Source organism: Ruegeria marina (assembly GCF_900101475.1).
Taxonomy (GTDB): Bacteria; Pseudomonadota; Alphaproteobacteria; order Rhodobacterales; family Rhodobacteraceae; genus Ruegeria_B; species Ruegeria_B marina.
In genome coordinates, this window is record NZ_FMZV01000002.1 from 170630 (window position 1) to 191816 (window position 21187).

Here is a 21187-nt window from a genome sequence, read left to right on the forward strand (position 1 = left end):
AGTAAAGCCGCAGATGCCGCGATTTGGCCTTATTTCGTGCCAAACAAGCGGTCCCCGGCATCTCCCAGACCCGGCATGATGTAACCTTTGGAATTCAACCCGCGGTCAACTGCTGCGGTCACGATGGGCACGTCGGGATGCGCCTCCTTCATGCGGGCGACGCCCTCCGGAGCGGCCAGCAGGCAAAGGAAGCGGATGTCGGTGGCGCCCGCCTTTTTCAGCAGGTCGATGGCGGCGGCAGAACTGTTGCCGGTGGCCAGCATCGGATCGACCACAATCACCAGCCGGTCGTTCAGCCCTTCGGGCACCTTGAAATAGTATTGCACCGGTTGCAGCGTCTTCTCGTCACGGTAGAGGCCCACGAAACCGACCCGCGCCGAGGGGACCAGTTCGAGCACCCCGTCGAGCATGCCGTTGCCCGCCCGCAGGATCGACACCAGCGCCAGTTTCTTGCCGGCCAGAATGGGGGCGTCCATCTCCTCCAGCGGGGTTTCGATGCCGCGCGTCGTCAGCGGCAGTTCGCGGGTGATCTCATAGGCCAGCAAGAGCGTGATCTCGCGCAGGAGCTGGCGGAACGAGGCGGTGGAGGTGCCCTTGTCCCGCATGAGCGTCAGCTTGTGCTGAACCAGGGGATGATCGACGATGGTCAGGTGTTCGCTCATGATGTCTCCAGTCTCTTTGCAACCCGGCTCCGGGTGTCTTGATCGCAGAATGCCGCGCCGAGCGCATTTGCGTTCAGCTCGGCGAAATCCCCCGCCCCCCAGCCAAAGGCCCGGGACAGCATCTCGTACTCGCGCCGCATCGTGGTGTGAAAGAACGGCGGGTCGTCTGTGGATACGGTAACACGGACTCCTGCATCGCGCAGCCGCGCAATGGGATGGGCCGCGAAGGACGGATAGAGGCCCAGCACCACGTTGGAACCGGGGCAGACCTCGAGCGTGACGCCGCGGTCAGCCAGTTCATGCAGGAGGTCCGGATCCTCGATGGCGCGCACGCCATGGCCGATGCGCTCGACCCCCAGCACCCGCACCGCGTCGCGCACGCTGTCGGGGCCGCCGAATTCTCCGGCATGAGTGGTAAGCCTGAGCCCCGCCTCGCGGGCGCAGTCGAAGGACCAGGCATAGTCGCCCTGCCGGCCCACGCTTTCGTTGCCGCCCATGCCGAAACCCACGATCCAGTCGCCCGCGGTTTCGGCGGCGCAGCGGGCGGCGCGCCGGGCCTGTTCCGGGCCGAAATGGCGCACACAGGTGACAACGCCGCGCAGGGTGATGCCCAGTTTCGCCTCGGCTGCGTCCGCCGCATCGCGGATGGCGGCCAGGTAATCGCGCCAGGCCGCGACATCGCCGCCGCCACAGAAATCGGGGCTGAGGAAGGTTTCCGAATAGACAACCCCCTGTTCGGCGCTGTGTTCGAGGATCGCCCAGGTGAGGCGGCGGAACTCCTCGGGCCCGGTCAGCACGGTTGAGGCGGCCTCGTAGATGCTGAGGAAATGCGCGAAATCGCGGAAGTCGTAGGATCCGTCGGGCTTGAAGATGCCGCGCAGATCGATCCGTTTCTCATGCGCGAGCTGGCGGATCAGGGCGGGCGGAGCCGCACCCTCGTGGTGCAGATGCAACTCGACCTTGGGCAGGTCGGCGACGGAGGGCTCTTCTTCGTTCACAGGAAACTCCTCCCCGGCCCCTGCGCCGGAATGCCCAGATGCGCCGCCACCGAGGCGGCGACATCGGCAAAGTTGACTTGTCCGATCTGCCCTGCCCCGCGCCCCGCAACCAGAACCGGCACCTGTTCGCGGGTGTGGTCGGTGCCGGTCCAGCTGGGATCATTGCCATGATCTGCGGTCAGCAGCATCAGGTCGCCGGGCCGCAGGCTTTGCAGGATTGCCCCGATTTCACGGTCAAACCACTCCAGCGCCCTTGCATATCCGCTTATATCGCGGCGATGGCCATAGAGGCTGTCGAATTCCACGAAATTGGCGAAGGTCAGGCTGCCCTCTTCGGCCTTGTCGACCAGCCGGGCGAGATGAGTCATCAGCTGGGCATCGGTTCCCTTGGCCACATCGTCGATCCCCTGCATCGAGAAGATATCGCCGATCTTGCCCACCGCATGCACCCGGCGCCCCGCGTCCTGCGCCCAGTTGGTCAGCACCGGCGCGGGCGGGGTTATCGCGTAATCCTTGCGGTTGGTGGTGCGAGTGAAGCCGGTCTCGGGCATGCCGGTGAAGGGCCGCGCGATCACCCGCCCCACCTTCATCGCGTGCAGGCGCGGGGCGACGGCCTTGCAGAGCGCCAGCAGGCGGTCGAGACCGAAGGTTTCCTCATGCGCGGCGATCTGGAACACGCTGTCGGCAGAGGTGTAGCAGATGGGCTTGCCTGTCTGCATATGTTCGGCCCCATGACGATCGATGATCACCGTGCCCGAGGCGTGGCAATTGCCGAGGATACCGTCGCTGCCGGCGGCCTCGGCCACCGCCCGCACCAAGTCGGGCGGAAAGGTGGGGGTGGTGTCGGGGAAATAGTGCCAGTCCCAGGGCACCGGCAGGCCCGCCAGTTCCCAATGGCCCGAGGGCGTGTCCTTGCCCCGGCTGTGTTCGCGGGCGCAGCCCCAGTGCCCCGTCGGTTCCGCCGCCAGCCCGGGCGTGGCCGCACCCGAGGCGAGCCGGGTGGCGGCGCCCAGCCCCAGCGCATCGAGATTGGGCAGATGCAGCGGGCCGCTGCGCCCCTCCTCCGCGTCGCCGCGCGCGCAGGCCTGCGCGATATGGGCCAGCGTGTTGGCGCCGGTATCGGGACGGTTGCCGTTGAAGAACGTTTCCGCATCCGGCGCGCCGCCGATGCCCAGCGAATCCATCACCACCAGGAAGGCGCGGGTCATGCGGTGATCCTTTCGTGCACCAGCGGCGGCAGGTCGCCGGGCGCGTCCTCGATGACGATGGCGGCGCGCAACGCGGCTTCGGCGCGGGCGGCGGCCTCTTCCCGCGCGGCATGGATGGTGGCGAGCGGGGTTCCGGCGCTGACCCGCGTGCCAAGCCGGATCACCCGAGACAGGCCCACGGAAGGATCGACGACATCGCTTTCGACCTGCCGCCCGCCGCCCAGCGCCACCACGACGAGGCCCAGCGCCTCGCCGTCGATGGCGGTGACAAAGCCCGCCTCGCGGGCGGTGACCTCGCGGATGACATTGGCCTCGGGCAGGAACCGCTGCCAGGTTTCGATGAAATGCACCGGCCCGCCGACGGCGGCGATCATGCGGCCGAAACGGTCGGCGGCGCGGCCATCGACGATGAGGGCGCGCAGGCGGTCGGCGCCGGTTTCGGCGCTGTCGGCAAGCCCGGCCCCGGCCAGCAGCACGCCGCCCAGTTCGGCGGAAAGCTGCGCCAGCGGCGTGTCGGTGAGGCCGCCGGTCAGTACCCGCATGACCTCGGCCACCTCGAGCGCATTGCCGAGGCTGGGGGCCAGCGGCTGGTTCATGTCGGTGATCAGCGCCGAGGTGCGGCAACCGGCAGCATTGGCGGTTTCGGTCAGGGCGCGGGCCAGCGCACCGGCCTCGGCCGGGGTCTTCATGAAGGCGCCGCTGCCCAGTTTCACGTCGAGCACCAGCGCGTCGAGACCGGCGGCCAGTTTCTTGGACAGGATCGAGGCGGTGATCAGGTCGAGGCTTTCGACCGTGGCGGTCACGTCGCGGATGGCATAGAGCCGCTTGTCGGCGGGCGCGATCCGGGCGCTGGCGCTGACGATGGCGGCGCCCGTGTCGCGCACGATCTGCGCCAGCCGGTCGCTGCCGACCTGCGTGGTGACGCCGGGGATCGCCTCCATCTTGTCGAGCGTTCCGCCGGTATGGCCCAGCCCCCGGCCCGAGATCATCGGCACATAGGCGCCGCATTCGGCCAGCGCCGGCGCCAGCACCAGGCTGACGCAATCGCCCACCCCGCCGGTGGAATGCTTGTCGATCACCGGCCCGTCGAGATCCCAGTCCAGCACATCGCCGGAATCGCGCATGGCCAGCGTCAGCGCCGCGCGCCCCTCGGCCCCAAGCCCGCCCATGCAGACGGCCATGGCAAAGGCGCCGGCCTGCGCGTCGCTGACCGCAGAATCCGCAAGACCCTGCGCGAACCAGCGCAATTCCTCGGCCGACGGCGTCTCGTGCCTGCGCAGCCGGGCGATGATGGCGCGGGCATCCATCGCCTCAGTCCGTCTCCATATGCGCCGCCCCGAAGGCCCCCGGCAGCAGGTCGGAAATGGTCATGCGTTTTTCCACGCCGGCGGTATTGGCCATGGTCACCACCACATCCCCCGCGCCGAATTCCGCCAGTTTCTGCCGGCAGCCACCGCAGGGCGGCACCGGCGACGGGCTGTCGGCCACGACATAGACCTCGGTCAGGCGGGTTTCCCCGGCCGCCACCATCACCGCGATGGCACCAGCCTCGGCGCAGGTGCCCTCGGGCGAGGCGATATTCTCGACATTGCAGCCGGCATAGACCGCGCCGGAGGCGGCGCGGATGGCGGCGCCGACCTTGAAGCGGGAATAGGGCGCATGGGCGTTTTCGCGAACGGACAAGGCGGCGTCTTTCAGGCTCATGGCGATTCCCCGTTTTTGATCATCTGGTCAGAAAGGCATATCCGATCCCGCAGCGCCGCGCGAGAAGAACCGCGGGGAAAGGGGGCGCTGCCCCCGTCCTGCGGACTCCCCCGGAGTATTTTCGGCGAAATGAAGCGGCTTCAGCCCAGCGTGGTGGTGAAGGTTCCGGGCAGCGTGACCTCGAGCAGCTCGATATCGTCGGACGGGTCGGACAGGCAGGTGCGCATGCCGGGCGGGATGACGAAGGCGTCGCCCTGTTCCAGCGGAAAGGGATCGCGGCCTTCGCCCATCAGCGTCACGCGGCCCTGCATCACGAAGGTGAACAGGATGTCAGTGTCATGCGCGGCCCATTGCGGCGCGCCCTGCCCCCGGCGCACCACCTGCACCCCGGCGACGCCCCCGGTGTTGGCGGCGATGGTGGTGTCGCGGCAGACATATCCCGGCAGGCGGAAAGGCACCCATTCGGCCCCTGCGGCGCGATTGTAGACGAAGCGCTGTCCCTGCCATTCGCGCTCGGGACGCAGATGCGCGGTGGGCAGGGTCATCTCGTGGTCGATCTCGGTAATATGCTCGGCGGGCACGCCGATCTCGATCACCTGCACGTTGTCGGAGGCTTCGAGCACCCGGTGGCGGATCTCGGGCGGCTGGATGAAGCAGTCGCCGGGCGTCAGGCGCATCTTGTCGCCCTGATCCTCGTAGACCACGTCGACCCAGCCGTGGATGCAGAAAATCAGCTGGAAGCCGACGCGGTGGAAATGCACCATGTCGGGCACCGGGCCGCCGTCGGGGATGCGGATATGGCTGGCGATGATCGAGCCGCCCAGCCGCGAGGGCACCAGGTCGCGGTACTGCATGCCGGCGCGGCCGATGATCCAGGGCGCCTGGTCCTTGAGCCGGCGCACAACGAAGCTGTGCACGGTTTCCGGCATCACCAGCGGCGGGTTACGTTCCCCGATCTCGATGCGAGTGCCATTGGGCGCGGTCAGGCTGCGCTGGCCGCCGGCGAATCCGTCGGGATTGTCGGTCAGGATGCGCAGGGTGCCGGGCGCCTCGGGCGCGCCTTTTTCGATGCGCAGCCGCAGGCCATGGCCCGAGAACACCGCGATGCGCGGATCGTCGGCAGGATAGATCATGTCCATTCGCATGCCCAGGACCTTGGTGTAGAAGGGGATATCGTTGCGCAACTCGTCCGTGGGCAGGCGCATTTCGGCAATCGTGTCGGTCATGTCTGGCTCCTCTTGGCCGGAGAGTGGCCGGGAGGCCCGCGATTTGCAAGAACCCGCCCGCGGCCTTGTCGCGCGAAATGCCCTGTTCCCTTGGGTCAAAAAATAGTTTAACGCTAAACTAGTTTCCCGAGGAGGAATTTTCCGAGATGTCCGACCAGCCCAGCCTGCGCCAGGCGGCGCTTGATTATCACGCCCATCCGAAACCCGGCAAACTGGAGATCCGGGCGACCAAGCCGATGGCCAACGGTCGCGACCTGGCGCGCGCCTATTCGCCGGGCGTGGCCGAGGCCTGCCTGGAGATCAAGGCGGATGCCAGCACCGCCGAGACCTATACCGCGCGCGGCAACCTGGTGGCGGTGGTGTCGAACGGCACCGCGGTTCTGGGGCTTGGCAATATCGGCCCGCTGGCCTCAAAACCGGTGATGGAGGGCAAGGCGGTCCTGTTCAAGAAATTCGCCGGCATCGACTGTTTCGACATCGAGGTGAACGAAAGCGATCCGGAAAAGCTGGCCGATATCGTCTGCGCGCTGGAGCCGACATTCGGCGCGATCAACCTGGAAGACATCAAGGCGCCCGATTGTTTCATCGTCGAGAAACTGTGCCGCGAGCGGATGAACATCCCCGTCTTTCACGACGACCAGCACGGCACCGCCATCGTGGTGGGCGCCGCCGCGCGCAACGCATTGCATGTGGCAGGCAAGGCGTTCGACGAAATCAAGATCGTCTCGACCGGCGGCGGGGCGGCGGGCATCGCCTGTCTGAACATGCTGCTGAAACTGGGGGTCAGGCGGGAGAACATCTGGCTCTGCGACATTCACGGGCTGGTCTACGAGGGCCGCGCCGAGGACATGAACCCGCAGAAGGCGGCCTTTGCCCAGGCCACCGACCTGCGCACGCTGGATGACGTGATCGGGGGGGCGGACCTGTTCCTGGGCCTGAGCGGCCCCAACGTGCTCAAGCCCGAGATGGTGGCGCGCATGGCCAAGCGGCCGATCATCTTCGCGCTGGCCAATCCGACGCCCGAGATCCTGCCGGACGAGGCGCGCGCGGTGGCACCGGATGCGATCATCGCCACCGGGCGCAGCGATTTCCCGAACCAGGTGAACAACGTGCTGTGCTTCCCCTTCATCTTCCGGGGGGCGCTGGACGTGGGCGCGACCGAGATCAACGACCAGATGCAGATCGCCTGCGTCGAGGGAATCGCAGAGCTGGCGCGGGCCACCACCAGCGCCGAGGCGGCGGCCGCCTATCGCGGCGAACAGCTGACCTTTGGCGCCGATTACCTGATCCCGAAACCCTTTGACCCGCGGCTGGTGGGCGTCGTCTCCTCTGCCGTGGCGCGGGCCGCGATGGAGAGCGGTGTGGCGCGGCGGCCGATCGGCGACCTCGCCGCTTATCGCCAGAAGCTGAACCAGACCGTGTTCAAGTCGGCCCTGCTGATGCGGCCGGTGTTCGAGGCCGCGGCCAATGCGGCGCGGCGGCTTGTGTTTGCCGAGGGTGAGGATGAACGGGTGCTGCGCGCGGCACAGGCGATCCTGGAGGAAACCACCGAGACCCCCATCCTGATCGGCCGCCCCGAGGTGATCGAAACCCGTTGCGAACGGCTGGGCCTGATGGTGCGGCCAGGCCGGGACTTCCAGATCGTGAACCCCGAGCACGACCCGCGCTACTACGACTACTGGACCTCGTACCACGCGCTGATGGAGCGGCGCGGCGTGACGCCGGACCTGGCCAAGGCGATCATGCGCACCAACACCACCGCGATCGGGGCGATCATGGTGCACCGGGGCGAGGCCGACAGCCTGATCTGCGGCACGTTCGGCGAATACCGCTGGCACCTGAACTATGTCGAACAGGTGCTGGGCAACGGCGACCTGCGCCCGCACGGCGCCCTGTCGCTGATGATCCTGGAGGACGGGCCGCTGTTCATCGCCGACACCCATGTGCGCAGCCTGCCCAGCCCCGAGGAACTGGCCGAGATCACCCTGGGGGCCGCCCGCCATGTGCGCCGCTTCGGCCTGGAGCCTCAGATCGCCTTCTGCTCGCAGTCGCAGTTCGGCAACCAGCGCGAAGGCTCGGGTCTGCGTCTGCGGCAGGCGATCGCGATACTCGACAGCAAGCCGCGCGATTTCATCTACGAGGGCGAGATGAACCTCGACACCGCGCTCGACCCGGAACTGCGGCAGCGCATCTTCCCCAATTCGCGGCTGGAAGGCCCGGCGAACGTGCTGATCTTTGCACATGCGGATGCCGCCAGCGGGGTGCGCAACGTGCTCAAGATGAAGGCCAACGGCATCGAGGTGGGACCGATCCTGATGGGTATGGGCAACAGGGCGCATATCGTGACGCCGTCGATCACCGCGCGGGGCCTGTTGAACATGGCGGCCATTGCCGGAACCCCGGTCGCGCATTACGGTTGATTTAGCGGCCCAAGCGTCGGCCGCCAGGCAAGGGAGGCCGAGATGAAGGGACATTGCCATTGTGGCGCCGTGCGCTGGGAAAGCGACGGCGCCATTGCCTGGACCTGCTATTGCCATTGCACCGATTGCAGGCGCAACTGCGCATCGCCGGTCACCGCGTTTTTCGGCCTGCCGCATGACTCGGTGCGCTGGCAGGGCGACGCGCCGCGGATCTACACCTCGTCCGAGGGGGTGGAGCGGCTTTTCTGCGGCACCTGCGGCACCCAGATGGCTTATCGCAATGCGCGGGACACGGTGAACATCCACCTGTACACGGCAACGCTGGAGGACCCGGCCAGCCTGCCGCCCCGGTTCCATGTCTTTCATGCCGACCATCTGCCGTGGCTCAACATTCAGGACAGCCTGCCCCGTTATGCCGGGACATCCGGCTAGAAACGGAGCCCGCCGCGCCCGAAATTTGCATTGCGGATATTTGCAGTTTTGCAAAGATCGCAAACTTTTCCCCATGAAGGCGGCACGAAGGGTGTTTTGCAAAAATTTGCAGAGCATGATCCGCCAAAGCTGCAAAGTTCTTGCGGTAATCTGACGCGACGTCCACCCGGTGGCTTGCCCGGTGGCGCGGCTGCGCCTAACACACGTGCCAGCCGAACGCGAGGAGGATGCCATGGCATATCAGGACATATACGAGAGCTGGAAGAGCGATCCCGAAGCCTTCTGGCTGGAGGCCGCAAAGGCCATAGACTGGGTCGAGGCGCCCAAGCGCGCGCTGGATGACAGCAACGCGCCGCTCTACGAATGGTTCACCGACGCCCGGGTGAACACCTGCTGGAACGCGGTCGATCGCCATGTCGAATCCGGCCGGGGCGAGCAGATCGCGATCATCTACGACAGCCCGATCACCCAGACCAAGCGGCAGATCTCGTATGTCGAGCTGCGCAACCGCGTGGCCATGCTGGCGGGTGCGTTGCGCGCCAAGGGCGTCGAAAAGGGCGACCGCGTCATCATCTACATGCCGATGATCCCCGAGGCGCTGGAAGCAATGCTGGCCTGCGCCCGGCTGGGGGCAATCCATTCGGTGGTGTTCGGCGGATTTGCCGCCAACGAACTGGCGGTGCGTATCGACGACGCCAAGCCCAAGGCGATCATCGCCGCCTCCTGCGGGCTGGAGCCGGGCCGCGTGGTGCATTACAAGCCCCTCCTCGACGGCGCCATCGACATGGCCAAGCACAAACCCGAGTTCTGCGTGATCTTCCAGCGCGAGCAGGAAGTCGCCAAACTGGTCGAGGGCCGCGATTATAACTGGCACGGGTTCCAGTATGGTGTCGAACCGGCCGAATGCGTTCCGGTCGAAGGCAACCACCCGGCCTATATCCTCTACACCTCCGGCACCACCGGCGCGCCCAAGGGCGTAGTGCGCCCCACCGCGGGCCATCTGGTGGCGCTGAACTGGACGATGAAGAACATCTACAACGTCGATCCGGGCGATGTGTTCTGGGCGGCCTCGGACGTGGGCTGGGTCGTGGGGCATTCCTATATCTGTTATGGCCCGCTGATCCACGGCAACACGACCATCGTGTTCGAAGGCAAGCCCGTGGGCACCCCAGACGCCGGCACCTTCTGGCGGGTCATTTCCGAGCACAAGGTCAAGAGCTTCTTCACCGCGCCCACCGCGATCCGCGCCGTCAAGCGCGAGGATCCAAAGGGAGAGATGCTGGCGAATTACGACCTGAGCTGCCTCAAGGCGCTGTACCTCGCGGGCGAACGCGCCGATCCCGACACCATCGTCTGGGCGCAGAAGGCGTTGGGCGTGCCGGTCATCGACCACTGGTGGCAGACCGAGACCGGCTGGACCATCGCCGGCAACCCGCTGGGGATAGAGGAACTGCCGACCAAGCTGGGCTCGCCCGCCAAGCCGATGCCGGGCTATGACGTGCAGATCCTCGACGAGGGCGGCAATCCGCTGCCCGCAGGCGAGTTGGGGGCCATCGCGGTCAAGCTGCCGCTGCCGCCGGGCACCCTGCCGACGCTCTGGAACGCCGAGGCGCGGTTCAGGAAATCCTACCTGGAGCATTTCCCCGGCTATTACGAGACCGGCGATGCCGGGATGATCGACGAGGACGGCTATCTCTATATCATGGCCCGCACCGATGACGTGATCAACGTCGCTGGCCACCGCCTGTCGACCGGCGGCATGGAAGAGGTTCTGGCCAGCCACGAGGACGTGGCCGAATGCGCCGTCATCGGGGTGAGCGACGATCTCAAGGGCCAGATGCCGCTGGGTTTCCTCTGCCTCAACAAGGGCTGCAACCGCGACCATGCCGACGTGGTCAAGGAAGTGGTCAGGCTGGTGCGCGACAAGATCGGCCCGGTGGCCGCGTTCAAGCTGGCGGTCGTGGTCGACCGCCTGCCCAAGACCCGGTCAGGCAAGATCCTGCGCGGCACCATGGTCTCGATCGCTGACGGCAAGGACTACAAGATGCCCGCCACCATCGACGATCCGGCGATCCTGGACGAGATCCGGGCGGCGCTGCAAACGCTGGGCTACGCGAAGTGACCGGCAGGGTCAGCTTGCCGTGATGACATAGCCCTGCATCTTTGCCTCGACCGCGCCCGCCCCGTAGCGGGCGCGAATCTCTTCTGTCGCGGCCTCGACGATTCGTTTGACCATGGCCTCGCCATGCGGGGCGATCTCGCCATACATCGGGGTGCCGCGCACATAGGCGATGGCCGGGTGCGACGGATCGGGCGCCCGGCTGACCGCTGTGACCTTGTCGATGTCGACATGGTCGAAACCCGCCTGTTGCAGCTCGGCCCGGATGCGTTCGGGATAGCCGTGCCCATGCGGCGTGCGGGTCAGGAAATGCGGCGGCGAGGCCGGCAGCAGGGTCGTGGCCACCTCGGTGACGAGCTGCGCGAATTCATTGTGCTCGATCCCGTCCCAGATGTTGAACAGGAACCGGCCGCCGGGTCGCAGCACCCGCCGCGCCTCGGCATAGCCGCGGACCCGGTCGGGAAAGAACATCGCCCCGAACTGGCAGCAGACCGCATCGAAGCTCTGGCCCGTGAAAGGCAGGTCGAGCGCATCGGCGGGTTGCCAGAGGATTCGCGCATCCTCGCCCTGCACCGCCCGTGCCCGGTCGAGCATCGGCGGATTGAGGTCGGTCACGACATAGCGCGCATCCTCTGTCAGCAGCGGCGCCAGAGCGCGGGTAACGACCCCGCTGCCCGCCGCGGTTTCCAGAACATCCGCAACCGGGTGGCTGGCAACGCGACGCGCGAGGTCTTCGGCGTAATGCGTGAAGATCAGCGGAACGAGATAGGTATCGTAAATGTCGGGTATATCACCGGCAAAGGCCGTGTCATTCGTGGTCATCGTACCCTCCCCCGAAATAGCCGCTTCAGCCTACCACAAAATCCGCTCCATTCGACCCTGAAAGTCTCTCCACCCGGATACCGGGAACAAGCAATCGTGACGCCTGGAGCAGAACGCGGCGCGCACTTTGCTTTCTGCCCTGCCCCTTGTCGCGACCCAGGGGCAGGACAGAAAGGTCACCGGAGACCCGGTCGACACCAGGTGTCATTACCCCGGCGTCATGGGCGGAGCCGAGCTTGACCGGCCCGAATACGTGAAGTGACCTCACGTCACCGGATTTCTCCACCATAGCCAACGGGCACCACCCCGCTTAACCTCGGGTCGGCGGCAAGGGAGGTCGAAGAATGACTGAGGCAAGGCTTTGGCAACTGGATGCGCATGAAATCGTCGCACGGACACGAACCGGCGATCTGAGCGCCGAACAGGCGGTCGGCGCGGCGATTGAGCGGATGGAGGCAGTCAACCCGGCGCTGAACGCGGTCGTGCAAAGCTGTGCGGATCAGGCGATGGACCGTGCCCGCGCCCTGGACAAGGCGCGCGCAGACGGCGCGGAACCGGGGCCGCTGTTCGGGGTGCCGGTGACCATCAAGGTCAATGTGGACCAGACCGGATTTGCTACCACCAACGGCGTCAGCGCCCTGAAAGACATGATCGCGCCCGACGACGCGCCGGTCGTGCGTAACCTGCAGGATGCGGGCGCGGTGGTGATCGGGCGCACCAATACGCCCGAGTTCTCGTTCCGCGCCGACACCGACAACCCGCTGCACGGGCGCACCCATAACCCTTGGGGCCGGCATATCTCGCCCGGCGGATCCTCGGGCGGTGCCGGGGCCGCCGTCATGGCGGGCATCGGCGCGCTCGCGCATGGCAACGACATCGGCGGTTCGCTGCGGTTTCCGGCTGCGGCGAATGGCGCTGTCACGGTGAAACCGGGGCTGGGCCGGGTTCCGGCCTGGAATCCCAGCCAGAAGGCCGAGCGCGGAATGCTGGCGCAGTCCATGTCGGTCCAGGGCCTGATCACCCGCAGTGCCGCCGACCTGCACCTGTCGATGCCGAGCCTGATCGCCGCCGATCCGCGCGACCCGTTCCACGTCCCCCTGCCCTGGCGCGGCGAAACGCCGGAGGGGCCAGTGCGCGTGGCCTTTACCAAGGCCACCTATGGTTATGACCTGCACCCCGAGGTGGATGCGGCACTGGACACGGCGCGCGATGCGCTGGCCGATGCCGGTTATCAGGTCGAGGAGATTGAAACGCCGGACGCCTTCGACGCGGGCCGCACGGGGTATCGCGCCCTGATGGGCGAGGTCTGGGCCCTGATGAAACCGGATGTCGAGGCCTATGGCTCGCAGACCGTGCGCGACATATTCGAGGTCTATTTCGCCGAATTCCCGCCTTACCACGGTACGGAACTCTTGCAGATGATGGCCAAACGCAGCCATTACGCCCGCGAATGGTCGCTTTTCCTGGACCGCTATCCGCTGGTGCTGAGCCCGTTCCTGCCACAACCCTTCTTCAAGCCAGATCGCGACACCGAGGGCGCCGAGGGCGTGCACGAGGTTCTGGGCGCAGCGGTCTGGTCCTATGCCATGAACTACATGGGTCTGCCGGCCGCATCCGTGCCTGCGCGCCTGGCGCTACTGCCTGGGGGGCCGCAGCCGATCAACGTGCAGATTACCGCGCGGCGCTGGCGCGAGGACATGGCGGTGGATGCCGCCGCCGCCATCGAGGCGCGGATCGGGCGCATGTGCACGCATCTCTGGCCACTGATGGGATGAACGCTATCTGCAAATCGGCGTTCAACAGAATTGACCCCGGACGCCAAGTCAAGCAGTCCGGGGTCATACCGTACTAGAAAACACCCGTCGGCGACTGGTTGCGGACGCAGGGCAACGCCTGCGCCCGCCTGCGAAACATGCATACTCGTCTGAAAACAATGCAAGGCGGCCACTCACCTCCACCATGCAAGTTGCACCGACGCCTTCGAGAGTGACAGAGTCTGTCAGGAATCGCCTGTGATCTTGATCACATAAGGACGAAAAAAATTTGTGAACGCCCGCAACTCAGGTGAATTGCTCTGAGATCAGCCGCTCTTCCAGCCCATGCCCGGGGTCAAAAAGAATGCGGTGGCGGATCGCGGGTTCCGAGCGGATCTCGACCCAGTCGATATCGGGGATCGAGGCGGAATCGGCGTCCGCCATGACCGGGCGCTTGTCGGCATCCACCACGTCGAACCGGACATGCGCCGTCTTGGGCAAAAGCGCGCCGCGCCAGCGTCGCGGTCGAAACGCCGCGATCGCCGTCAGGGCCAACACGTCCGAGCCGATCGGCAGGATCGGCCCGTGCGCCGAGTAATTATAGGCGGTCGATCCCGCCGGCGTGGACAGAAGCGCCCCGTCGCAGACCAGTTCCGCCAGTCGCAACCGGCCATCCACCGTGATCCTGAGCTTGGCCGCCTGGGGACCGGCGCGCAGCAGCGACACCTCGTTGATGGCCAGCGCGTTGTGAATCTTGCCGGACTGGTCCATTGCGGTCATCGACAACGGATTGATGATCTCTTCCTCGGCGGCTGCAAGCCGGTCCAGCAGGTCGGTCTCGGAATATTCGTTCATCAGAAAGCCGATGGTTCCGCGGTTCATCCCATAGACCGGGACGTCCAGATGCTGGGTGCCGTGCAGGGTGCGCAGCATGTACCCATCCCCGCCCAGTGCCACGATGACATCCGCGTCCCGCGGTGCGGCATTTCCATAACGGCCCACCAAAGCGGCGCGCGCGGTCTGGGCCACCGGCGCGTCGCTGGCCAGAAAGGCGATTCTCTTTGGCATCAGATCAGGTTTCCGGTGCTGCGCATTCGGTTCCGAAACAATCATACCTTTCCGCCTTAGACCAGACTTGACGCCGCAGTTGGCCAATTCGTCGCTTTACAGCCTTTTGCGGACCGCCGGTTTCCTATAGGAAATCCCGCAAATCGACCCCCAGCCATGCGGAGCCCCCATGAACGCCAATCTTCGTGACACCGGTTTCTTCACCCAGTCGCTGTCCGACCGCGACCCCGAACTCTTCGGCGCGATCACCCAGGAACTCGGCCGCCAGCGCGACGAGATCGAGCTGATCGCCAGCGAGAACATCGTCTCGGCCGCCGTGATGGAGGCGCAAGGCTCGGTGATGACGAACAAATATGCCGAAGGATACCCGGGACGCCGGTACTACGGCGGCTGCCAGTATGTGGACATCGCCGAGAACCTGGCGATCGAGCGGGCCAAGGAACTGTTCAACTGCGGATTCGCCAATGTGCAGCCGAACTCGGGCAGCCAGGCCAACCAGGGCGTGTTCCAGGCGCTGATCAAGCCGGGCGACACCATCCTGGGCATGTCGCTGGATGCAGGCGGCCACCTGACCCATGGCGCCGCGCCGAACCAATCGGGCAAATGGTTCAACGCCATCCAGTATGGCGTGCGCAAGCAGGACAACATGCTGGATTACGACCAGGTCGAGGCGCTGGCCAAGGAGCACCAGCCCAAGCTGATCATCGCCGGCGGCTCGGCCATTCCGCGGCAGATCGACTTTGCCCGCATGCGCGAGATTGCCGACATGGTCGGGGCCTATCTGCACGTGGACATGGCGCATTTCGCGGGGCTGGTCGCCGCGGGCGAACATCCCTCGCCCTTCCCGCATGCACATGTGGCCACGACCACCACGCACAAGACCCTGCGCGGCCCGCGCGGCGGCATGATCCTGACCAATGACGAGGAGATCGCCAAGAAGATCAACTCGGCCATCTTCCCGGGCATCCAGGGCGGCCCGCTGATGCATGTGATCGCGGCCAAGGCGGTGGCTTTCGGCGAGGCGCTGCGGCCCGAGTTCAAGAGCTACATCAAGAACGTGATCAACAACGCCCAGGCGCTCAGCGACCAGCTGATCAAGGGCGGGCTCGACACCGTGACGCATGGCACCGACACCCATGTGGTGCTGGTCGACCTGCGCCCCAAAGGGGTGAAGGGCAATGCCACCGAAAAGGCGCTGGGGCGGGCCCATATCACCTGCAACAAGAACGGCGTGCCCTTCGACCCGGAAAAGCCGACCGTCACCAGCGGTATCCGCCTGGGCTCGCCCGCCGGAACCACCCGCGGCTTCGGCGAAGGTGAGTTCCGCCAGATCGCGGACTGGATCATCGAAGTGGTCGACGGGCTGGCCGCAAACGGCGAGGACGGCAACAGCGCAGTCGAGGAAAAGGTAAAGGCCGAGGTCGCAGCGCTCTGCGCCCGCTTCCCGATCTACCCGAACCTCTGATCCGTTTCCCCGCAAACCGCCAGTCAAGCCGCCGCCGGACATATCCGGTGGCGGCTTTTTCGGATCCGCCAGGCGGAAAGCGATCGAACGGCCCGGCACGGTCGGGAGGCGCACTCCCGCCCCCGGCGACTGCATCACGGATGCGCCCTCCGGTGTTGGGCCGGGCGCCGCGCTGATGCGCGGCGCTGTCAGCCCCGGTCAGATGATCTTGCGCCAGGCCAGAAAGGCCAGCAACAACACCGCGAAGACCAGGATGTTGAAGGCCAGCCCGCCCAGCATGCCCAGCCACCAGCCCTTGCGCCGGTCGGCAAGGTCGATCGAGCGCAGAAAGGTCTGCAGTTCTCCGGCAGCGGACAAAAGTTGCGGGCTGTTGAGCGTCAGGCGCAGTTTCGGGTGATCGACCATGTTCTCGACCCGCGCCAGGATCATGGCCCGGCGATAGACGCGCCGCGGCAGGCGATGCTTGGCCCGGCGCAACGCCTGGCGCAGAGTCTTGCCCCGCACGCCGAGACGTTCGCGCAGCAACGCGACGGTCACCGCGATCTGATCCTGTATCTGGTCGTTTCCTGTCATGTGACGTCCCCCGCCCGACAAACTATCCACTAACCTCACGGGTCACAATGGGGCTGGCCCCACCCTGCCCGACACGGTATCAGAACCCATGTTGAACACGATCCTCCATGGCGCCCCAACCGATTTTCCGCCCCTGCTCATCGCGCACGGGCTTTTCGGTTCCGGCCGCAACTGGGGCGTGATCGCGCGGCGCCTGGCCGATCAGCGGCAGGTCATTGCGGTAGACATGCGCAACCACGGCGACAGTCTCTGGTCCGACCGGCACGACTACCCGGCCATGGCTGACGATCTGGCGGAAATCATCGACGCCCACGGAGGGCAAGCGGATATCATCGGTCACTCGATGGGTGGCAAGGCCGCGATGATGCTGGCCCTGAACCACGGCGTGATGATCCGCCGCCTTGTGGTGGCCGATATCGCGCCGGTGACCTATACCCACACCCAGATGCCATTCATCGACGCCATGCGGGCGGTCGACCTGTCCCGCGTCGCTCGGCGGTCGGACGCCGAGGAGATGCTGGCCGAACAGGGCGTCGACAGGGCGTTGCAGAGCTTCTTCACCCAGTCGCTCGACGTGCAAGGCAAACGCTGGCGCCTGAACCTCGACGGGCTGGCCGCCAACATGCCTGCGATCATGTCCTTTCCCGAAGCTTCCGGACATTGGACCGGGTCCGCCCTGTTCCTGACCGGCGCCAACTCAGACTATGTCCGCCCCGAACACCGCGACCGCATCCGCGCGCTGTTCCCCGCAGCCCGCTTTGCCCGGATACCGGGGGCCGGTCACTGGCTGCACGCGGACAAGCCGCGCGAGTTCGAAGCCGCCGCGCGCGTCTTCCTGAATGCCTGAACGCCTGAAGCCCTCGCCTGCGGCCGCATCTGCTTCTTTCTGGTCAAAAATACTCATTCGTGCCGCCATTGCCACCATTGGTCCGGGCGGCATTGGCGATGCGGCTGGCCCCCCGGCCTCCTGTCCCCGGCTATGATCCCTGATCCCAGAGCCGCCGGGCCACCATCCAGCTGACAGGCACCGCGACGACGAATCCCCCCAGCGCCGCCAGCAGGATCGCCTCCAGCGACACCAGCCCGGCGGCCAGCACCGCGATGACAGCGGTGCCCGCAGGGGCGGTCGAGGTCAGGCTGTAGAGAATCGAGGCAAGACGCATCATGGCCGATACACCAGGAAATCAAGCGCGTCCGGCGGTAGTCTTGCAAACCCGGAATGTGTTTCGCTTGACCTCGATCACATACCGGGATCGACGGGTTCTATCCGCTCGCCCGTCCAGTCCGAAAAACCGCCCAGGTTGTACACCTCCGCGTATCCCATATCCTTGAGCAGCTTGCCGGCCAGCGCCGCCCGCCCGCCCGAAGCGCAATGCAGCACGATTACCCGATCCTTGCGCAGTTCCGGGTCGTGGAACGGGGTTTCCGGATCGGCTCGGAATTCCAGCATCCCGCGCGGGATGTGATGCGACCCGGCGGCGCGCCCGTTTTTCTCAAGTTCGGGCGCGTCACGGATATCGAGCAAAAGCGCCCCCTGCCCAACCAGTTCCTGCGCCCGGGCGCTGTCGATGCGCGGCACCGCCGCATTCGCCGCCGCCATCATGTCCTTGACTGTCAATGCCATCTGCCGTGTCTCCCGATTGTCCTCTGCTCAGGCTAACATGCCGCTTTCCGCAGATGTAAGTCACATTCGCGCAGGCAAGCCGACATTCAGTCCAGCCAAGGGCGAACCCCGGCCCCATCCCGAACCGTTCGTGATTTTCTTTTACGCGCACCAGCGCTGTCCACCGGAACGCCAAAGCCTTGCGGGTCAGGGTGCGAGGCCAGCGCTTCCAGCCTCGAAAACCCATCCACCATATTCTGAAGATTGGCCATGCTCGGAACAGGCTTTCGGACCAAAGACGCTTTCGGAATGGAGTGCTGCGTCCTCAGCCCCAATGCCCGGCGGCTGGTCAGCCTCGCGCGGGACCAGAAGGACAGGCCACCCTCGGGCAACCCCCGCTTCATCGTCATGCACGGTATCACAAGGATCACACCGGACCGCGCCGCAGCGCCCAAATCGAACGGTCCATCGCGTGAGAGCATCATGACCGTCATCGAACGAAAAGCTGTCGGTCCGGGTCCGGGGGCGGGTGCGTTCGGCAGATTTGACCACATGCCCCTCCCAGACGCTCACCGGATCACCTCACGATAGGTACGGACCACCCTTGACGCGATCATGTCGCCCACTTTGGCGTCGAACGCCTTGAAATGGTCGCTCTCCAGATGCGCACCGAATGCAGCCGCGCTTTCGTAAACCTCGTACAGAAAAACCTCGGGCGCCGCGCCGTCATCGCGGCCGGTACAGATATCGAATTGCCGGCACCCGGACTCCAGTGCCCGCGAAAGGCGCGCGTTCTCGATCATCAGCGGCATGAACTCTGCCAGCCGGTCGGAGTGAAGGGTGAACGTGACAGTCACGACATACATCAGGCGGGGCGTCCTTTCAGGCGATGCTGGGCCCTTTTGACAATCGGTAGCTGACCGACGACCGGGCCGGGTTGAGTGCCCGCAGGATGGCGGCTCCGGCAAGGGAGATGAAAGCAGAAATGGAAACCCTGCGGGAATTTCTGGGCCAATTCCCGTGCAGTCGCTCTATCTCGCCCGCGCCAGACCCGCGGCTCTGTACAAGCGGACGGAAAGCCGCCGCCCTCAACAGCTGAGTTCATCGAGCACGCGCCCAAGCATCGAAGCGCAGGCGATGAGTTGTTCCTGTGCGACATATTCGTCCGGTTTGTGCCCCTGTCCTTCCATGAAGCCGGGGCCACAGACCACAGTCGGGATGCCGGGGACCTGGAAGAACCCCGCCTCGGTGCCGAGGGCGACCTTGGTCGTGGTCGCCTGACCCGACAGTTTGCAGACATGAGCGACAACCGCGTCGGCCGGGTCGAGGTCGAGACCGGGATAGGCGTTGACCTGCTCGACCGAGCTGGTCCCGGCACCGACGTAAGCGACCGCGATCCGGCTTGCCGCCCCCCCGGATGCGCGCCAGCAGGTCTTCGGCCGCGCGGATCCCGGTCAGGCCTTGGTTCAGCACGATCTCCACGCCCGCCTCGGCCAGCCGGACATGAATGCTCCCTGCTCCAACGTGTTGCGGGTCCCGTCGCTGACACAGGGCGCGGGATTGACCAGCGTCACATCTGCACCGCTTTTCACCAGCAATTCGGCCAGGGCCCCGCCAAGGTAACAGTGATCGTCGTCAAAGATCACCACGCGGCCCCCGGGCAACCTGCCCTCCATCAGGTCGTCAGGAGCAAAGACCCGCGCCGGGGGCGACGGGCATGGCCAACACACCCCGTCGCGCCGCCAGGTCGCGCCGGTGGCGATGCAGATGTTGCAGCCGATGAAATCGAGCGTCCCCGATTTCACCATCCGCACTATCACATCGGTCAATTCGCGGATACCGCGCACCAACTGTTCCCGCGCCGTCTCATTCTTGAACCGCGAGGGGCCGGGGCAACCCTCCCACATGCCTTGCGCCAGGTCCCAGAGGTCGGGCAGGTTGCGGTTCAACTCGATGTAGTCGCGCAATTCGACATTGGAAAAACCAAGATCGCCAATGCTTTCGTCCAGGCTCACCCGCAGGGTGATCGCCATCGTGTCGCCCACCGCATCCCGGATATCGGCGATGACCTCCCGGCTGAACCGGGCACGGTTCGCGAGCGAGCCGCCATATTCGTCAGATCGCTGGTTGTTGGCCCGGTTCTGGAAAGGCTGGCAGGTTCCGAACCCATGCGCGCCATAGAGGCAGATCAGGTCGAATCCCGCCGCGCGACCGTTTCGCCGCCGTCAGGAACCAGCGCCGCAGATCGCGAATGTCGGATTTCGACTGGGCACGCGCCTGCACGGCTTCGTTGGTAAAGTTGCGGATCGGCCGCGCCGTGGGGGCCAGCGGCACCTCCTTGGTACAGAGGTTTGGCCCAATCACCCCGGAACAGGCCAGCTGGATACCCGGCGGCACCCCGTGTTCCTTCATCCTCTCGGACATCCGGCGCAGTTGCGGGATGTCCCTGTCCTCCCACAGGCGCAACTCGATGAAGGAGGGATTTCGCTCTTGTGATGCATCTCGCATTCTTCGGTGAAGATCACGCCCCATCCGCCCTCGGCCTTGATCCCGCGCATCGCGGCGGCGGCCGAGGGGACGCGGTAGCCGCCCCCGTTGCAATGGGGCACCTGGTAGAACCGGTTCTTGGCGCTCAGGGGCCCGATCCCCGGCAGCGCCTGTGCCTCGCCCCTGAACGGTATGATGATCAACGGCCTACCATCCGGAGCGCGGTCATGCTGTGGCCGGATATTGGCGATCGTCTGACCATAGCCATTGGCCACCAGGCCGCGCATCACCGCAATGTCACGGGTCCGTCCCGCGATCAGCGGCTTGTTTCCCTGGAGCTGGAAGAAGGACAGAAAATAATCAGAGCTGAACGGCAGGTCGAGCAACATCATGGGCAATCCCGTTAGGTCATCAACACTGACACTGTCGCGGCCCGCCGCAACCCGCTGCAGATCCCGGCCTGGTTCATCTCGATCTGGCGGACATGCGCCTCGGGAAAGACCGCCTCGAAACTGCGGCGCACCATCGGCAGGACGATCTGCGCAAAGGTCAGGAGGTAGCCGATGGAGGGCGGCCCGCGCACCTGGCCCATGATGCCGCCGACAAGATCGGTCATCCGCTCGGCCTCGCGCAGGACCACGCGAGC

The 21187-nt window shown here is 65.7% G+C and carries 23 protein-coding genes; 6 read left to right on the plus strand and 17 right to left on the minus strand.

All coding sequences use genetic code 11. From position 1 onward, the window contains the following. Positions 1–29: 29 nt before the first annotated feature. The 6 genes from upp to BLT75_RS03235 all read right to left on the minus strand — a co-directional run bounded on the left by upp (position 30) and on the right by BLT75_RS03235 (position 5798). Entirely contained in the window at positions 30–662 is a 633-nt protein-coding gene (gene upp / locus BLT75_RS03210) for a uracil phosphoribosyltransferase (RefSeq protein WP_093027675.1), read from the minus strand. Beyond that, positions 659–1660 carry an adenosine deaminase gene (locus BLT75_RS03215; protein ID WP_093027677.1) on the minus strand — a complete coding sequence of 334 codons (1002 nt, stop codon included), beginning with the start codon at positions 1658–1660 and terminating at the stop codon, positions 659–661. Before BLT75_RS03215 ends, upp begins: the two co-directional genes overlap by 4 nt. Then, positions 1657–2868 (minus strand): phosphopentomutase, encoded by a 1212-nt coding sequence (locus tag BLT75_RS03220; RefSeq protein WP_093027679.1) that lies wholly within the window; start codon positions 2866–2868, stop codon positions 1657–1659. The genes BLT75_RS03215 and BLT75_RS03220 overlap by 4 nt, the downstream gene beginning before the upstream one ends. Beyond that, positions 2865–4175: a thymidine phosphorylase gene (locus BLT75_RS03225; protein ID WP_093027681.1), complete on the minus strand. Its 1311-nt coding sequence runs from the start codon at positions 4173–4175 to the stop codon at positions 2865–2867. The genes BLT75_RS03220 and BLT75_RS03225 overlap by 4 nt, the downstream gene beginning before the upstream one ends. 4 nt (positions 4176–4179) lie before the next feature. Then, positions 4180–4572, minus strand: coding sequence for a cytidine deaminase (locus BLT75_RS03230; RefSeq protein WP_093027683.1), 393 nt, complete (start codon positions 4570–4572; stop codon positions 4180–4182). Positions 4573–4712: 140 nt separating this feature from the next. Further along, positions 4713–5798 carry a cupin domain-containing protein gene (locus BLT75_RS03235; protein WP_093027685.1) on the minus strand — a complete coding sequence of 362 codons (1086 nt, stop codon included), beginning with the start codon at positions 5796–5798 and terminating at the stop codon, positions 4713–4715. Between the two features lie 146 nt (positions 5799–5944). Here BLT75_RS03235 and BLT75_RS03240 point away from each other — a divergent pair, with 146 nt between their 5' ends. The 3 genes from BLT75_RS03240 to prpE all read left to right on the plus strand — a co-directional run bounded on the left by BLT75_RS03240 (position 5945) and on the right by prpE (position 10772). Beyond that, positions 5945–8218: an NADP-dependent malic enzyme gene (locus BLT75_RS03240; protein ID WP_093027687.1), complete on the plus strand. Its 2274-nt coding sequence runs from the start codon at positions 5945–5947 to the stop codon at positions 8216–8218. Positions 8219–8260: 42 nt separating this feature from the next. Further along, positions 8261–8650, plus strand: coding sequence for a GFA family protein (locus tag BLT75_RS03245; RefSeq protein ID WP_093027689.1), 390 nt, complete (start codon positions 8261–8263; stop codon positions 8648–8650). A 232-nt stretch (positions 8651–8882) separates the two neighbouring features. Beyond that, entirely contained in the window at positions 8883–10772 is a 1890-nt protein-coding gene (prpE, locus tag BLT75_RS03250) for a propionate-CoA ligase PrpE (protein WP_093028165.1), read from the plus strand. A 9-nt stretch (positions 10773–10781) separates the two neighbouring features. On the opposite strand, the gene BLT75_RS03255 is transcribed toward prpE, so the two are convergent. Continuing rightward, a complete protein-coding gene (locus BLT75_RS03255; RefSeq protein WP_093027691.1) occupies positions 10782–11591 on the minus strand; it encodes a class I SAM-dependent methyltransferase in 810 nt (269 codons plus the stop codon). A gap of 344 nt (positions 11592–11935) precedes the next feature. Between BLT75_RS03255 and BLT75_RS03260 the strand changes: the two genes are divergently transcribed. After that, positions 11936–13366 (plus strand): amidase family protein, encoded by a 1431-nt coding sequence (locus BLT75_RS03260; RefSeq protein WP_093027692.1) that lies wholly within the window; start codon positions 11936–11938, stop codon positions 13364–13366. A 285-nt stretch (positions 13367–13651) separates the two neighbouring features. Here the strand turns inward: BLT75_RS03260 and BLT75_RS03265 are convergent, their stop codons facing one another. Next, positions 13652–14413 (minus strand): NAD kinase, encoded by a 762-nt coding sequence (locus tag BLT75_RS03265; protein WP_093028167.1) that lies wholly within the window; start codon positions 14411–14413, stop codon positions 13652–13654. A 169-nt stretch (positions 14414–14582) separates the two neighbouring features. Here BLT75_RS03265 and glyA point away from each other — a divergent pair, with 169 nt between their 5' ends. Next, positions 14583–15878, plus strand: a complete 1296-nt coding sequence (gene glyA, locus BLT75_RS03270) for a serine hydroxymethyltransferase (protein ID WP_093027694.1) — start codon at positions 14583–14585, stop codon at positions 15876–15878. A 198-nt stretch (positions 15879–16076) separates the two neighbouring features. On the opposite strand, the gene BLT75_RS03275 is transcribed toward glyA, so the two are convergent. Continuing rightward, positions 16077–16451, minus strand: coding sequence for a hypothetical protein (locus BLT75_RS03275; RefSeq protein WP_093027696.1), 375 nt, complete (start codon positions 16449–16451; stop codon positions 16077–16079). 88 nt (positions 16452–16539) lie between these two features. Between BLT75_RS03275 and BLT75_RS03280 the strand changes: the two genes are divergently transcribed. Further along, positions 16540–17298 (plus strand): alpha/beta fold hydrolase, encoded by a 759-nt coding sequence (locus tag BLT75_RS03280; RefSeq protein WP_093027698.1) that lies wholly within the window; start codon positions 16540–16542, stop codon positions 17296–17298. A gap of 130 nt (positions 17299–17428) precedes the next feature. Here the strand turns inward: BLT75_RS03280 and BLT75_RS03285 are convergent, their stop codons facing one another. The 8 genes from BLT75_RS03285 to BLT75_RS24715 all read right to left on the minus strand — a co-directional run bounded on the left by BLT75_RS03285 (position 17429) and on the right by BLT75_RS24715 (position 21181). Then, positions 17429–17617, minus strand: a complete 189-nt coding sequence (locus BLT75_RS03285) for a hypothetical protein (protein ID WP_093027700.1) — start codon at positions 17615–17617, stop codon at positions 17429–17431. Positions 17618–17691: 74 nt separating this feature from the next. Then, on the minus strand, positions 17692–18075 hold the full coding sequence (locus tag BLT75_RS03290; protein ID WP_093027702.1) for a rhodanese-like domain-containing protein: 384 nt from the start codon (positions 18073–18075) through the stop codon (positions 17692–17694). Positions 18076–18623: 548 nt separating this feature from the next. Continuing rightward, positions 18624–18920, minus strand: coding sequence for a putative quinol monooxygenase (locus BLT75_RS03300; protein ID WP_093027706.1), 297 nt, complete (start codon positions 18918–18920; stop codon positions 18624–18626). A gap of 222 nt (positions 18921–19142) precedes the next feature. Then, positions 19143–19451, minus strand: a complete 309-nt coding sequence (locus BLT75_RS03305) for a M20/M25/M40 family metallo-hydrolase (protein ID WP_093027708.1) — start codon at positions 19449–19451, stop codon at positions 19143–19145. A gap of 69 nt (positions 19452–19520) precedes the next feature. After that, entirely contained in the window at positions 19521–20246 is a 726-nt protein-coding gene (locus BLT75_RS24700; RefSeq protein WP_342726908.1) for an oxidoreductase, read from the minus strand. Then, positions 20170–20466, minus strand: a complete 297-nt coding sequence (locus tag BLT75_RS24705) for a hypothetical protein (protein ID WP_245706333.1) — start codon at positions 20464–20466, stop codon at positions 20170–20172. The genes BLT75_RS24700 and BLT75_RS24705 overlap by 77 nt, the downstream gene beginning before the upstream one ends. Then, positions 20463–20933: a type 2 periplasmic-binding domain-containing protein gene (locus BLT75_RS24710; RefSeq protein WP_245706335.1), complete on the minus strand. Its 471-nt coding sequence runs from the start codon at positions 20931–20933 to the stop codon at positions 20463–20465. Before BLT75_RS24710 ends, BLT75_RS24705 begins: the two co-directional genes overlap by 4 nt. Positions 20934–20944: 11 nt before the next feature. Beyond that, positions 20945–21181, minus strand: coding sequence for a type 2 periplasmic-binding domain-containing protein (locus tag BLT75_RS24715; protein WP_245706337.1), 237 nt, complete (start codon positions 21179–21181; stop codon positions 20945–20947). Positions 21182–21187: the final 6 nt, after the last annotated feature.